15 protein-coding genes are annotated in these 14,428 nt (G+C 56.8%); 10 read left to right on the top strand and 5 right to left on the bottom strand.

Annotated features, from left to right (window positions below; genetic code table 11):
- Window positions 1-460: 460 nt before the first annotated feature.
- Window positions 461-883 carry a GlcG/HbpS family heme-binding protein gene (locus BSY240_RS00305; protein ID WP_069041015.1) on the top strand — a complete coding sequence of 141 codons (423 nt, stop codon included), beginning with the start codon at window positions 461-463 and terminating at the stop codon, window positions 881-883.
- A 399-nt stretch (window positions 884-1,282) separates the two neighbouring features.
- On the opposite strand, the gene BSY240_RS00300 is transcribed toward BSY240_RS00305, so the two are convergent.
- Both BSY240_RS00300 and BSY240_RS00295 read right to left on the bottom strand, forming a co-directional pair.
- On the bottom strand, window positions 1,283-2,110 hold the full coding sequence (locus BSY240_RS00300) for a transporter substrate-binding domain-containing protein (protein WP_069041014.1): 828 nt from the start codon (window positions 2,108-2,110) through the stop codon (window positions 1,283-1,285).
- Window positions 2,111-2,268: 158 nt separating this feature from the next.
- Window positions 2,269-3,198, bottom strand: a complete 930-nt coding sequence (locus tag BSY240_RS00295; RefSeq protein WP_069041013.1) for a LysR family transcriptional regulator — start codon at window positions 3,196-3,198, stop codon at window positions 2,269-2,271.
- 149 nt (window positions 3,199-3,347) lie between these two features.
- On the opposite strand from BSY240_RS00295, the gene BSY240_RS00290 reads away from it, so the two are divergent.
- From BSY240_RS00290 to BSY240_RS00250, 9 genes are all read left to right on the top strand, one after another.
- Window positions 3,348-4,523: an NAD(P)/FAD-dependent oxidoreductase gene (locus BSY240_RS00290; RefSeq protein ID WP_069041012.1), complete on the top strand. Its 1,176-nt coding sequence runs from the start codon at window positions 3,348-3,350 to the stop codon at window positions 4,521-4,523.
- Window positions 4,520-4,774: a 2Fe-2S iron-sulfur cluster-binding protein gene (locus BSY240_RS00285; RefSeq protein ID WP_069041011.1), complete on the top strand. Its 255-nt coding sequence runs from the start codon at window positions 4,520-4,522 to the stop codon at window positions 4,772-4,774. Before BSY240_RS00290 ends, BSY240_RS00285 begins: the two co-directional genes overlap by 4 nt.
- Window positions 4,767-6,104, top strand: coding sequence for an FAD-dependent oxidoreductase (locus BSY240_RS00280; RefSeq protein ID WP_069041010.1), 1,338 nt, complete (start codon window positions 4,767-4,769; stop codon window positions 6,102-6,104). The genes BSY240_RS00285 and BSY240_RS00280 overlap by 8 nt, the downstream gene beginning before the upstream one ends.
- 14 nt (window positions 6,105-6,118) lie before the next feature.
- Window positions 6,119-7,519, top strand: coding sequence for an aldehyde dehydrogenase family protein (locus tag BSY240_RS00275; protein ID WP_069041009.1), 1,401 nt, complete (start codon window positions 6,119-6,121; stop codon window positions 7,517-7,519).
- A gap of 59 nt (window positions 7,520-7,578) precedes the next feature.
- Window positions 7,579-8,274 (top strand): dihydrodipicolinate reductase C-terminal domain-containing protein, encoded by a 696-nt coding sequence (locus BSY240_RS00270; protein WP_236759294.1) that lies wholly within the window; start codon window positions 7,579-7,581, stop codon window positions 8,272-8,274.
- A 23-nt stretch (window positions 8,275-8,297) separates the two neighbouring features.
- The gene (dapA, locus tag BSY240_RS00265; RefSeq protein WP_069041007.1) at window positions 8,298-9,215 is read left to right on the top strand and encodes a 4-hydroxy-tetrahydrodipicolinate synthase; all 918 of its coding nucleotides are present in this window, start codon (window positions 8,298-8,300) and stop codon (window positions 9,213-9,215) included.
- 192 nt (window positions 9,216-9,407) lie between these two features.
- Window positions 9,408-10,073, top strand: a complete 666-nt coding sequence (locus tag BSY240_RS00260) for an amino acid ABC transporter permease (RefSeq protein WP_069041006.1) — start codon at window positions 9,408-9,410, stop codon at window positions 10,071-10,073.
- A gap of 18 nt (window positions 10,074-10,091) precedes the next feature.
- The gene (locus tag BSY240_RS00255; RefSeq protein WP_069041005.1) at window positions 10,092-10,865 is read left to right on the top strand and encodes an amino acid ABC transporter ATP-binding protein; all 774 of its coding nucleotides are present in this window, start codon (window positions 10,092-10,094) and stop codon (window positions 10,863-10,865) included.
- A gap of 8 nt (window positions 10,866-10,873) precedes the next feature.
- Window positions 10,874-11,959 carry a saccharopine dehydrogenase family protein gene (locus tag BSY240_RS00250; protein WP_069041004.1) on the top strand — a complete coding sequence of 362 codons (1,086 nt, stop codon included), beginning with the start codon at window positions 10,874-10,876 and terminating at the stop codon, window positions 11,957-11,959.
- A gap of 314 nt (window positions 11,960-12,273) precedes the next feature.
- Here the strand turns inward: BSY240_RS00250 and BSY240_RS00245 are convergent, their stop codons facing one another.
- Genes BSY240_RS00245 through BSY240_RS23540 form a run of 3 tightly spaced genes read right to left on the bottom strand, consistent with a single transcriptional unit; the run spans window position 12,274 to window position 13,764 of the window.
- Window positions 12,274-12,651, bottom strand: a complete 378-nt coding sequence (locus BSY240_RS00245) for a helix-turn-helix domain-containing protein (RefSeq protein ID WP_069041003.1) — start codon at window positions 12,649-12,651, stop codon at window positions 12,274-12,276.
- Window positions 12,641-12,964, bottom strand: coding sequence for a type II toxin-antitoxin system HigB family toxin (locus BSY240_RS00240; protein ID WP_069041002.1), 324 nt, complete (start codon window positions 12,962-12,964; stop codon window positions 12,641-12,643). Before BSY240_RS00240 ends, BSY240_RS00245 begins: the two co-directional genes overlap by 11 nt.
- Entirely contained in the window at window positions 12,961-13,764 is an 804-nt protein-coding gene (locus BSY240_RS23540) for a helix-turn-helix domain-containing protein (protein WP_083229520.1), read from the bottom strand. Before BSY240_RS23540 ends, BSY240_RS00240 begins: the two co-directional genes overlap by 4 nt.
- Window positions 13,765-14,428: the final 664 nt, after the last annotated feature.

Genomic DNA, 14,428 nt, shown 5'->3' with positions numbered 1-14,428 from the left:
AACGACCCCTGGCTGGCAACTCACCCACCGAAAATCCTGTGGGACGCCGGCGTTGCCGGTGCTGAAGTCCCGGCCGACCATGAATTGGTCAAGGCTGCGGCCTCATCGATTGAGGCGATCTGCGGCTTCAAACCCTGGATCAATCCGATGCATACAGGCTCTGACATACGAAATCCGATGGTGCAGAGGAACATCCCGACGATAGGTCTTGGGCCGCTTTGCGGCAGTCTGACTCAGAACGGCGCAACTGACGAATGGGTCGACAGCGAAGATCATGTGAGATTTGTCGCAACGACGGCAATGATCATTGCGAAGTGGTGTGGCCTCGCCCGCTCGGGGACTGTTTCGACCCAGCATTAAACATAAGTTCCCCGAACTGACGGCGATAGCTGCGATTCGAGGTGCTCCAAGTCTATCGACCTGCTAACGCATTTCCAGAGCCTAAAGCAAGGAGACCAAAATGCTGACCATCAAACGCTTAAGCCTCACCGATGCCCGCGTGCTAATCGAAGGCGCGCGCAACAAGGCCGAAGAGATCGGCGTACCAATGTGTATCGCGGTCACCGATGAGTCGGGGCAATTGATTGCCTTTGAACGCATGGACGGCGGCAAAATCACCAGCACGATTATCGCACAAGACAAGGCATATACTGCCGCGGGTGCAAAGCGTACGACAGAAAGCTACGGTGTCGCGAGCCAGCCAGGCAGTCCCGCATACGGCATCAACTCGGCGATTGGAGGCCGATTGATGGTAGTTGCGGGAGGCCTGCCCGTAGTCATAGACGGTGAGGTAGTCGGCGCAATTGGCCTGAGCTCAGGCACCCCGGCGCAGGATAGTGAATGTGCTCAAGCGGGAATAACACACCTGATGTCAAAGCTTTGATGTGCTGCGGGAGCGACAGAGATGCTGCCGGATAACTTCAGAAGCAGCCGGCCTCTCGGACACTGAGGATGTTATATTTTGGCTGCTTGCGCGCCTTCCTGTCCTTCCTCTGCAGATCGGGCCCAGATCGCAGATGGGGGCAATATTCCACTAGGGAACGCGGGAGCTCGCTGCTTTTGTCAAGTACTGCATCGCGGCATTTGGTGTAGGACATGGTCCCTCCACTGATGTAAGAGGGTGCCCGCTCAACGACTGCCGCTCGTATGCGAACAGGGGGCACCCGAAAATATCTTCGGAGCCCCCGATTAAGATCGGACAATTTATTTTTGCCGTCAGCATTAGTCTGGAGCGGACATATCAGTTCCAAACAAATACATCGGAAGGCCACAGGCTGGCTTTTCAGCCGCCGAAGCCAAAGCCAACCGGCATATCCTCCAGAGTGATGCCGAAAGTCTCAAGGCTCTTGAGTATCCAAGTTTGGTTGTTACCGATGCGGCGATTGTATTCTGCCCAAGCCGACACAAAGCTCTTAAACGTTTCGTCGGCACCATAGTTCAGCGCAACGACCGACGGCGTCGACAAAATAGGCGTGGGAACCTTGACGACGCCGATGGTCGGGGCCTTCTTGGCAATCACCAGGCCATTTAGCATCGTGTTCACCAGCCCGTCAGCCTTGCCAGTAGTGACGGCAACAATTGCTTCATCACGGGTTTTGAAGCGAAGGATATTCGCCTTGGGAAGGTATTGCTGGGTGATAAGATCCTGAGCGGAACCGAGGTCGACGGCGAAGGTGAACTTGGGATCGTTCAATTCGCCCCAGGTTTTGCCCGTCAGCTCTTCCTTTGCCGATACGAGCACAAAGCTGTTGTAGTAGGTCGGATCGGAAAAAGAGACAGACATGGCGCGAACCGGCGTTGCAGTCACGGCAAATGCCATGTCGACCTTGCCACTCTGAACATCGAGGATGGCATTGGCCCAGCTGGATTCCACCACTTCCAATTCGACGTCCAAGGTCTTGGCCACGTCATTTGCCATGTCGATCACGAAGCCCTGCCACTCGCCGGTGCGGGGATCCTTAGTAAAATAGGGCGTCTCGTTGAGGATTGCGGGAATTCGAAGCACACCGCGGGAGCGAATGTCCTCGATGGTTCCGGCCGACGCTGCGGTACCTGCGAGAAGCGAAAGCGCCATGGTCGCCACGCCGCAGATCTTATTGAGCAACTTCATGTTTATTCTCCTTTGTTCCCCAGAATCTCTTTTTTGCCTGTCGCCGAAGCCCATTTCAGGACTTTCATTCCGACCGGACGAAGTCAGCCTAGCCGCGATTTATCAGGGAACAATGCTAGAGAGTCCGAGCCACTTATCGGCTTTTTTGTATGTCGACGTCACAGAGGTGGCGGGACGAGTTCGCTGCTGCGTGGTGGGTCGAGCACGGGGCCGACCAACTCCCTGCGACAGTCCTCGAAGAGCTGTTGCACCATAGGGTGCTTCTGCAGAAAGCCAGCATTTCCGAAATAGACGCGAACCTCTGGAAGATTGCTCAGCTTTGTGCTGCGGATCGATGCGTCTTCCGGGCCAACACACCAGGATGGAATGATCGAGAAGCCAAGCCCCTCCTCCACACAACGCTTGACGCTAGAACTCCCCGAGGTGGAGATCGTCGGCTGAATGATGGCCCCGTCACGGCCAAGAAAATCGACCGCCAGGTTGCGCAAAGTTTGGCCAGGCTCGTAGGTGATGAACGATCGGCCTGCAGACCATGCAGGAATGTCCTGTTGATCGGGCGGTTCTCCCCAGGACTGCGGATAAACGAGGCTCAATCGGTAGCTCCCCAGCAGGCGCTGAGGAACGACGGGATCACCGAAGTAGCGCTCCGAAATACAGACATCCAGACTGCCATTCTTGACCAATTCGGCCAGCACGGTGTCGCGCTCGTAGACGGCGAACTCTATGTCGGGGAAGGCTTCTCGAAAGCGAGAGAGAACCCTAGGGAACAGATAGAAGAAGATCGCCTGAGGCATGCCAACACGCAGCGACGAACGCTGGTTCTCGATCAGCTTCGTCAGCCGTTCCAGCATGATGTCCAGTTCGGGGTGGAGGAGATTGAAGAGTGCCCGCCCCCTTGGGGTGAGCGAGATGCGCTTTGCCCCTTGCTCGGAATCGATGAGCTTTCCCTGCAGTATCTGCTCCAAGCGCCGGACATGATTGGCGGCCGACTGATAACTGAGGTTGAGATCGCGCGCCGCAGCCGAAAACGAACCGTGGCGCGCCACCTGATAGAAGGTCTGGATAAGTGTGAGGCTGATTTTGGCCATGGCGCTGGTCCCCCTTCTTCCCTGTTAAGGGGTCAGAACTTTCTAGCGGATACAAATTTCGTGAACAAGCAAGCCCATCATCTTGTATCGACGCTTGTACCTCGCCGCCGTCAATATTGGCCCACAACCAATCAGGTCGGCTCCAAACCATGCAATCGCGTTCACCGTCCAGTGCCATAGTCGTCGGTTCCGGCATCGTCGGAGCAGCAACCGCCTACTTTTTTGCCAAACGCGGCATTGCCGTGCGCCTCGTTGATGCAGCAGCTCCCGCTGCCGAAGCAACGGGGGCTGCCGATGGCGCCGTTTCTGTTGCAAGCAAGAAGCCCGGCCCGATGATGGCTGCGGCACTTAAGGGTGTCCAGCTCTATGCCGAACTGGCAGAAGACGGAGTTTTCGCCGGTGCTTTCAAGAGGCGCTCGACTTTCATTGTTGCATCCTCCGACGAAGAAGGCGCCGTACTTGAAGCGCATTCAAGGGCTCTTGCAAGTGCAGGCGTTGAGGTGGAAACACTATCGGCTTCCAGCTTGCGCTCTGCATTGCCAGCCGTTTCGCCAGCGGCGACCCTAGCTGTCGAGGTTCGCGGCGAAGGGCATGCAATCGGCTATCAGATCGTTCACAGGCTGCTGACGACAAGCGGCATCATTGTCGACAGAAACCTGCGTGTCGATGGATTGGTGCTGGAAAGTGGCGGTTCTCGTGTTGCAGGGATTGCAACCAGCCGCGGCTCACTGTCTGCAGACGTGGTCGTCATTGCGGCCGGCAACGGTTCGGCGGGTCTTCTCGCCCTCTCTGACGTCCTGACACCGCGCAAGGGTCAGTTGCTGGTCACAGAACGAGCACCAGCGCTGAACGGCGCTATGCCGGGCGCGATCATGTCCGGCCGCTATCTGCTCAGCAAGGGAAGCCAAAAGGCCGGCAATGCGCCTACACCGCGCGGCTTGGGATTGGTCATCGATCCGCTAGTAACCGGGCAGTTCCTGATCGGTGGTACCCGCGAGGATCATGGCGACCGCGAGACCAATGACATTGATGCCGTCACCCGTATTCTCAGCGAAGCCGTTGCTCTCGTTCCCCAGCTCGCCAGCCTGAGATTGCTGAGGAGTTTTGCCGGAACGCGCACCGCAGTGGTCGATGGCCTGCCTCTGGTCGGCCAAATCCCGGGCGTTGCCAACGCCTACGTAGCAACCGGCTTCGAGGGAGACGGCATTTGCCTTGGGCCAGTCACTGGCAAGTCAATCGTCCAGTTGATCTGCGGCGAGACGCCGGACATCGATATCTCATTCTTCAACCCCGCCAGGTTCGCCCACCTTGAGGTCTCCGCATGACCAATCAGACCTTCCACTGGCAGGGACATGCCATACCGTTCCGCACCGGTGAGAGCCTGGCTGCAGCGCTTGAAGCTGCCGGCGTCGTCAGCTTCGGTTACGGCCCTCTTGGCGAGGAGACCCGATATTTCTGCGGCATCGGCGCTTGCCAGAACTGCCTGTTGCGTGTCGACGGGCTCATTCGGGAGGCCTGTATCACTTCGGCACGTCCGGGCATGCAGGTCGAGGCACTGGAGAAGTCGAATGATTGAACTTGATGTCCTGGTCATCGGTGGCGGTGCAGCGGGCCTCTCTGCCGCCGTGGAAGCGGCGCGTTCGGGCTTTAAGGTCGAGGTCATAGAACAGCGCGAGACACTTGGTGGCGCGATCCATCGGCAGCCGATCCCCGGCCTTGCGCCTATCCAACAGTCAGCAGCGAGTCATGCCGATTGGAAGGCGCTTGAAAAGGCCTTCTCCGACGCCCGTATTCCCGTACGTCATGCTTGCGTCTTTCTCGGGGTCGACGGCGACGGGCTCGTGCTTATCGAAAACCGACACTCCGGCAGTCTTGAGCAAGTACGCACCAAGGCCCTCATTGTCGCGACAGGCGCAGTCGAAAAGGTGCGACCGCGTGCTGGCTGGCAGCTGGCCGGTGTTTCAACCGCCGGTGGGCTGCAGCTCACGATGAAGGAAACCGGACAGCCACCGAAAGGTCGCGTCCTGATCGGCGGCACGGGCCCGCTGTTGATTGCCGTCGCCGCTCAAATGACCAGGCTGGGCAATCCGCCTGTCGCCATCATCGAGGAGGGAGACCCGCTCAGGCTGCCAGGCGCAGGCATCCGCATGCTTGCCTATCCAGAAATTCTGCGGGAAGCGGCCGGCTACCTCGTGGACATTTATCGACACCGCATCCCCTGGCTGCGTGGCACTCGCATTGAGGCGATCGAACGAACTGATCGAAATCTGCGTGTCCTAATTGTGCGAAAAGATGGCGAGAGGCAAAACGTCGATGTCGACCGCGTCGGGCTTCATGACGGCATTCAACCCAATGACTTCAGGCTCCCGAATAAGGCGATGCAAACCAACCAGCGGCCGATCATCATCAGAGCGGGTGATTGTCGCGAAGCGCTTGGGGTCTTTGCCGCGCAAGCCGATGGACGTCGCGCCGGTCGGGCGATCGCGGGAATACTGTCCCGCTCCACCGACGGGGTCCTAGTCGACCGAACGGTCGAACGCGCCCGCAAAGCCCAAGCAACTCTCTCAGCACTCTTTGCACCTGTCCAAGGTGAGGCTCTGCTCTCAAACCTCCCTGACGACACCATCCTCTGCCGCTGCGAAAGCAAGACGGTCGGTGATCTCCGCCAACTTTGCGACCGCGCAGACAAGCTCACGGGGCGCGAGGTCAAGCATAATGGCCGCTTTGCTATGGGCGCCTGCCAAGGTCGCTTCTGTGCCGCTAACACCGCTCAACTAATGGCCGAGATCATGCCGGAGGTCCGCCAGCCATCGATAGATGACCTAACGGGTCGTCGCTGGCCGCTGCGCCCGGTTTCCATTGCTGCGCTGACTGGCGCCAGCCGATCAAGCACCAACCACGAATGACGAGGTACACCGACATGATGCAAGCCCAGCGCCGAGCACTCGACACCAGCAATTCAATTGCTGTCCGCAACCCCTTCAATGGGTCCTTGGTCGGCGAAGTTCCGACCAATTCGAGCGCAGAGATTACTGCAGCCGTGGTGCGTGCAAAGGCAGCCCAGCGGGAGTTTCGTTGCTCGACGCCGGCGGTACGCCGCGCCATGCTGAATGCCCTGGCTGCCGAGATTGCTGCGGACGCCGAAAACCTTGCACACATAATCTCCACGGAAATGGGCAAAACGATTCGCGAGGCGCGAAACGAGGTACGTCGTGCACAAAACACGCTGAAGCTCTCCGGCGATGCAGCAACATTCCTTGACGGGGAAGCACTTCATTGCGCAATCGTGGAAGGCGGCGCTGACCGACTCGCGACGATTACGTATGAGCCAGTTGGTGTCGTCGGAGCGATAACTCCATTCAACTACCCTCTTAATTTGCTCTGCCACAAGCTGGGACCAGCGATTGCGGCCGGTAATGCGGTAGTTGCCAAGCCGTCACCCAAGGCGCCGCTGGCCGCCGCGCGGTTGCACGAACTTGCAGGCAGAGCTGGATGGCCAGCCAACCTGTTCCAGATCGTGCACGGCGCGGCGGAAGCTGCGGTGTCGCTTGCGAGGTCACCTATCGATCTTTTGTCCTTCACTGGCGGGCCTGCGGCAGGGCTTGCGCTCAAGAACGCCAGCGGACTGATCCGCTGCCTGATGGAACTGGGCGGCAACGACCCCTTATTCGTGATGCCGGACGCAGATCTCGACCAAGCGGTTGCCACAGCGATCGGCCATCGCTTCGAGATCGCCGGGCAAAGCTGCGCAGCCGTGAAGAAACTCTATCTTCATCGGGATATCGAGAAGGCCTTCACCGAAAAACTGTTGGCCGCTGTGGACGCGGTCGAATTCGGTGATCCTTCGCAAGACGACACGGACATGGGAACCGTGATTGACCTTGCATCGGCCAAAACCGTTGCTGAACGCATCAACGCAAGCGTTTCTTTGCATGGGGCAAAACTGCTGACTGGCGGCACGCATAATGGCACGGTCTTCTCTCCGACCGTGATTTCGCAAATCTCAGCTGACGCGCCGGTGATTGCCGATGAAACCTTTGGCCCCGTGATCGCGATCAGAAGCTTCACCGATCCGCAGGCAGCGATCGCGGAAGTCAATGCGGGCGAATACGGTCTTCAGGCGGGAATCTTCACCAATGATCACGCGCTAATCAAGATCTTCTCCCGCGAACTGCATGTCGGTGGCGTGATGATCAACGAAGGACCCGACTTCCGTGCGGAGCATGTGCCATTCGGCGGCATCAAACGCTCGGGCCTTGGCCGAGAAGGTGTCCGCATTGCGCTGCGCGAGATGTCGGAAACCAAGGTCGTAATCGATTGAGGAGACCCCTTATGCGGATCGCCGTTATGGGAGCCTCGGGTCGCGTCGGGACACGGCTCATGGAGTTGATCCTTGCCAACCCGGGCCTGGAGCTGGCCGCAGCTTTGGTGCGTCCATGCTCCAAGTTTGTCGGCGTGCCCATCTCCGGGAGCAGCATCGAATATCGAGCGACCGATGCTGAAATGAACAGCCGTTGCGACGTGATGATCGACTTCTCCCAAGCCTGCGCGAGCCTTGAGCTACAGGAGCAGATCGGCTGCAAATCCATTCCGATGGTGATCGGTACGACCGGCTTCACCGCCGAAGAGGACAACCGACTGAGCATTTTCACGCGTCACCGACCGATGCTGATCAGCGCGAATTTCGCCCCGGGCTTTGAAGCCTTCAAACGCGCAGCAGTGGATTTTACCAGACGCATCCCGGACGCCGAAGTGGCTATCAGCGAAACCTACCACCAACGCAAGAAGATGGCCCCGTCCGGCACCTCTCTGCTTCTCGCACATGAGCTCTGTGAAGCACGAAGCCGTGCCATGGGGTTCTCAACTCCTGAACCAGCCATCACAGTCAAACGTGAGGGCGAAACAGTGGGCATCAATGAGGTGCATTTCCGAATGGGTTTAGCGGAAACCACACTGATCTACCGTGTCGAAACGCTCACAGCCTATGCCGCAGGTGCCATCACTGCTGCGCAATGGCTGGTTTCCATCCCTCGTCCCGCTGGCCGTTACAGCCTGGCGGACAGCTTGAATGACTGATGACAACAAAGAGGACTTTGACCATGCAGGCTCTTGCACATCGCTTTAACGGCGTTTTCACTGCCCTGATTACCCCTTTCAAGGATGGGGGTGTCGACTACGTCGCCTATGACGCTCTTGTCGAGCGCCAGATCGAAGCCGGCATCGCAGGTCTTGTGCCGGTTGGTACGACGGGAGAGGCTGCGACCTTGTCCGACGATGAAGCGGATGCGCTGATCGAACGTACCGTCGGGCTTGTAGCGGGACGCGCGTTGGTAATGGCTGGTGCAGGCGCCAACGACACATCAAAAACGATCGAAAAGGTGAAGCGGGCAGAACGGGCGGGTGCTGATGCCGTTCTGATCGTGACCCCCTACTACAACAAGCCAACTCAGGCGGGCCTTCTTGCGCATTATGGTGCAGCGGCGCAAGCGACCACACTCCCGGTTATGCTCTACTCCGTCCCAGGGCGCTGCGGGGTGGAAATCTCGCCAGAAACCTGTGCTGCATTGGTCGGGAGGCATGAGAACATCATCGCCATAAAAGAGGCGGGCGGATCAGCAGCCCGCGTCACCCAATTGCGCGGTGCCTGTGGAGACCGGTTGATCATCCATTCCGGCGACGATGGGCTCACCCTGCCCTTCCTGTCGCTGGGTGCTGTCGGTGTTACAAGCGTAGTCGCCAATGTCGCGCCGCGAGAAATGGTGCAACTGGTTGAGGCCTGGAAGCGCGGTGACACGGCGCGTGCACTTGCTCTGCATGAACTGATCGCCGAGCTGACCGACAGCATGTTCATCGAGTCGAACCCGGGGCCCGTCAAGGCGGCACTTGCATTGTCCAATCTTGCCGGACCTGAAATGCGCTTGCCCATGGTTCCAGTTTCACCGGCCAACCGCGAACGGATCGCTGGCATTCTCGGTCGATTCACCTCGGCATCGGCCGCCTTCCAAGAAATGCGCTAAGCAGAGACATTAGCTTTGCATTGTCGGCTCAGGACGGACGTAAGACTATCGATTGCATCAGCAACCGTCCCTTCCGCAAGCAGGTCGATGGATCAGGGGAACAGATATGACAAGCAGGATTGAAGAAGACGGTTGTCCCTGGAGCGGTGAGCCATCGCCTGACGGACCGTCCAGGACAGAAGGAGGCGATCAATGAACTATAGCTGGGATTTTCATTCCGTCTGGCAATACTGGGACCTCTTCCTCTGGGGGCTTTGGATCACAGTCCTCTACACGTTTGGTTCGATCTTCTTCGGCGTACTGATTGGTTTCCTCACCTGCGCTGCGCGGCTTTCGGGTTGGATGGTGCTGTCTGCCACCGCGCGCGTTTATCAGGAGATCTTCCGTTGCACGCCGTTGCTGGTTCAGTTGCTATGGTTCTACTACGCCTTTCCCCTGCTGGTCGGCGGGTCAATAGATAACCGTGTCGCAGCGATGCTCACACTTTCACTTTATGCCGGCGCTTTCTACGCAGAGATATTTCGCGGAGGGATCGTATCAATCGACAGAGGCCAGCGTGAAGCGGCAGCGGCTATTGGTATGAGTTCCTGGCAATCGATGAGCCGGATCATCCTTCCCCAGGCCATGAAACGTGTCCTGCCATCCTTCATCAACCAGTCGGTTATCCAGTTCAAGAACACCTCTCTGGTATCGGTCATATCGGTCGCCGATCTCGCCTATATGGCCGCCGTAGTGAACGGCCAGACCTATCGACCACTGGAATCCTACACGCTGATGGCAGGCCTCTACATTGCCATGCTGCTGCCGCTCACCCAGGTGGCGGACTGGGTGGAACGACGTCTCAGGGTCAGCGATTAACGGAACGGATGCAAGGAAATGACACAGAATTCCAAGACAAGCCCACCTGTCATTGAAGCGTCGGGCCTGCGCAAAAGCTACGGTACGCTCGAAGTGCTGAAAGGCCTCGATCTCAGCCTTGAGCGTGGGGAGGTTGTCGCGTTGATCGGTCCATCGGGATCGGGCAAGTCAACTTTCATCCGCTGCCTCAACATGATGGAACGCCCGACAGGAGGCACCATCCGCTTTCGCCAAAAAACGGTCGGCGAGCACTTTCGGGACCGAAATGAGGAGATTGGCATCGGTACGCTGCGGCGGCATGTTGGCATGGTTTTCCAGCACTTCAATCTGTTCCCCCACAAGACTGTGCTGCAGAACGTAACTGAGGGACCGATCGTGGTCTGCCGGCGTCCCAGACGCGAGGCCGAGGAACAAGCCATGGACCTGCTTGCCCAGGTCGGGCTTGCCGAAAAGCACTCAGCCTATCCAAGCCATTTGTCGGGCGGGCAAAAACAGCGTGTGGCGATCGCCAGGGCCTTGGCAATGGAACCCGAAGTCCTTTTGCTGGACGAGGTAACGAGTGCGCTTGACCCAGAGTTGGTGGGAGAGGTCCTCAGTGTCATACGCGGACTTGCCGACAAGGGAATGACAATGGCGATCGTCACGCATGAAATGGCTTTCGCCGCAGATGTCGCGAGCCGTGTTCTTTTTCTCGACCAAGGCGTCATCGCCGAAACCGGGACTGCGAATGATGTGATCCTTAACCCTCAGAATCCACGCCTCCAAGGCTTCGTTGCTCGGTTCAAGAATTGAGAGCCGGTATGGTGCCTCTTAAAATTACAATCGTCGGTGCCGGCAAAATCGGAATTGCCCTAGCGGCAACTCTGGCAGGAGCCCCGGCATTCTCGGTCGAAGTGATCGATCGCTCTGAAGATGCGCTGGATCAGCTTCGTGCGATGAGAATTGACGTCTCCTCACGCCTGTACCGTCATCCCGATGAACTGAATACGATGCTGTCGGAGCGTGATGTTGCGGTCGCTGCGGTTCCTGAAAGCGCTGTCAAAACCGTAGCCATGGCAGCGGCCCAAGCCAATGTGCACTATCTCGACTTCAATGGTGCTCGGCCTGAATTGAGGGAACGTCTCCAGGACCTTTCTACTCGGCGGGCCATTTTCAATGGCTGTGGTGTTTCACCAGGTCTAATTGCCAATATCGCTTGGAGTCTCCTGTCAAGATGCTCGGCGGTCACGGACCTAGTCATTCGCGTTGGCTCGATTCCCCGTTACCCGACAAATCGGCTTGGTTACGGACAGATCTGGAATGTTGACGGCCTCATCGACGAGTACACGCGACCAAGCGCAGCAATCCGGGATGGGAAGGCTCTTACCCTGTCACCCCTTGAAGATCACCGTACACTGAGCATCGATGGTGTCGGCTATGAAGAGTTCATAACCGCGGGCGGGATCGACGACCTTTCGATCTTCTCAGAGTTTTCTCCGAAAAACGTCACGTTCAAAACGATCCGCTATCCGGGCCACCTCGACTATATGAGATTCCTTCTTGATGATCTGGGACTTCGTAATCGCCGGGATATGTTGCGATCGCTGCTTTGCAATGGGTTGCCTGTGATCGAGGACGACGTATTGATGCTCATGGTTACCGCCCGCGGTGTCCGTGAACATCAACCGAACGAGAAAAGTCACTTCCTCCGCTTTTCACCGAGAAGGTCGAATGGCGGCTTCAACGCCTTGGTTTCAGTGGCGACGGGGTATGCCGCTACCCTTCTATCGCTGCTGCAGCAAGGGCAAATACCGTCTCGCGGTTTTGTTGAGCACTACCGGCTCGACACGGAAGCATTGCTCTCTGCCGCCTATCTCAAGCCCCTGCTCGACCTTGATTGGAAGTGAGTAGTGACCGCTGAGATTAAAGGACATTCGCCCCACCAGAATGGGTTCAAAATCATTAGTTCGCGAATGAAATGCACCATTAAAGGGGTTACATCATTCGTCTTGCCAAATACCTGCAGCAGGCACTGGTATTGGACGCTCCTCGGAGGATGGGCAAGTCTAATGCCTCTCCCAAGCCCAAGGCATGAGCAGCCGATTTGATACTCCTTGTAAGCATGGGAGTGGCACGAATGCTATCGTTGGCCAAGACTGCGAGTGAACAGACTTCAGCACTAACTCAGGTGGAAATTATAGGACGTTTGGCGAAACAGAAGTCACGCGACCTTGCCACTACTCGGCCTGATCAGGACTTCTGCAGATATACCCAATCGGGCGTGAAGTTTGCGGATCATGTCGATCGACAGGCTTCGCTTGCGGTTTAGGACATCTGCTACACGGTTACGCGGCCCAATCATCGGTTCGAGATCCTTGCGGGTCAAACCTTGCTGCTCCATCCGAAACCGGATTGCTTCCACCGGATCGGGGGGATCCATGGGATAAATCTTTGCTTCGTAGGCGTCGATCAGGGTCGCCAGAATATCCAACCGGTCTCCCTCTGGGGTGCCAGCTTTTGCTCCCCACAGGATTTCGACCTCGGCAAGAGCTTCGTCGTAATCAGCTTCTGATCGGATCGGTTTCAGATCAGCTACCATGTTCGATCTCCTTCACGTCGATCTTGTCGTATGCCTTGTGCGTCCCGATCCACTTGATCCAGACTATGCCTTTTTCAAAATCTGCCGCGACAACCAATCGATGATCGTTGCCTTTGATGTTGAAGACGATCCGTTCCGCGCTGACGATGCTTGCAGTTGCATACAGCCGCCGCACGTCGGCGGAACTGGTCCATTGCGCCTTGCAAACTTCGTCGAACCACGCATCAAGCGCAGCCTTCACAGCTGGCTGTCCCTTGTCGCCAGCCAGCCGGTCGACATATTCACGGAGGGTGCGCCTGGCTATGATCCTCATAGCGCACCTATAGCACGGGACCGAATTGGTCTCAATTCGCTTTCTCTCGATTGTGCATCGATGGTCCCTTCGCGGCTCGCAGGTGCTCCATCACGTCGGCGGCTGAAGAAACTAGTCCAGCTCCCTGAATTCGGACCCGATTCAGCAGGAGGCCAGTGACCCGGCAGCAAATAGCCTGTTTTCCCGTTTGCCGTAGCGCGAACTGAAAGCGTATCGAGCGTTCCAAGACCGCGAGATCCCAGCCATTTTTGCCATTGGTGCAATTGCTCGATTTTTGTGTCTGCCACGAAAATCGCAGGCACCGCAGGCTGCTGATTGCCAGTTATCGAGCGCTCCTCGCGCGCGTTAGGTATATATATTTTTTCTTTCTCTGGATTAGGTGGACATATCTGACCGCCTTTGCCGGACATATCTGACTGCCTTTGTGGACGGATCTGACCGCCTTGGCCCGCGCGAAGGGTGACAATTCTGTCCGTCTTTTCACGTGCCTCGCATGCTCGTAGGATCGAAAACGCAGAGGGACTATATTCCGTGTTGTGCCCTATGCCATTCCCGCGCCGGACATCGAACCACTCTTTGTCTTCGAGTTCCCGGATCGCACGCTGGATGGTCTTGACGCTCTTGCCGGTCGCGTCGGCAATCGTTTGATAGGACGGCCACGCCTTCTCGGTGTGGCCGTTCATGTGTGTGGTGACAATGTAAAGAGCTATCGACCGAGCGTTATCGCTCAGATCCTTGTCGCAGCTTAGTTGCTGGAGCCACTGTAGCTTTACTTCGCGGAATGGTCGATAGGCACTCATACGACCCTCCCCACGAGCGCGGGAAACGCACTGAGTTTGGTCCAGAAAAGTGGGACAGAGAAATTCTTAAGCGCTTGATTTTCCTCACACCGGAAATTTGCCCCAAGTGCACATAACAGGTTGAAATCATTTAGATTCGGCAGGCCCTCCGGGCCCACCATTTCGTTTAAAATCAATGCCTTAAATATTGGATTTTCTTGGGGGTGGCATCCAAGGGGAACATTGGTTTGTTCAATCCGTCCTATCTCGTGAAGTCGCGATGCGGTGTTTTCTATCTGCGTTGGCCGCTACCGAAGCAGGTACATCCACAGAAAAAGGCATCGACGCTCAAGCTTTCTCTACAGACCCGTGACGCACGAGAAACATAGGAATTCGCCGTACAATGGCTATGGACCTACAGCAACGAACGCCCCAATATGAGCATCGGCGGCATCACACCCGCACATAAACTGGAAATGGCTGCGTGAATTCTACTGCAGAACCCCATTAAAACGGGAATTGCCACTAACCGTTCCGTATTTTGCATAAATTAGACTGCAGAGAATTACATTCTATATTTAAACATTATAAAACGAAATTTCACACCAGAATCACCAGCAGATTTCTTATAAATAAAGCAATTTATGTTCTACATATATTATAGATGCGCATCTATACAGAATTC

The sequence above is a fragment of the Agrobacterium sp. RAC06 genome, assembly GCF_001713475.1.
GTDB lineage: Bacteria > Pseudomonadota > Alphaproteobacteria > Rhizobiales > Rhizobiaceae > Allorhizobium.
This window is presented reverse-complemented; position numbering and strand designations above follow the sequence as displayed.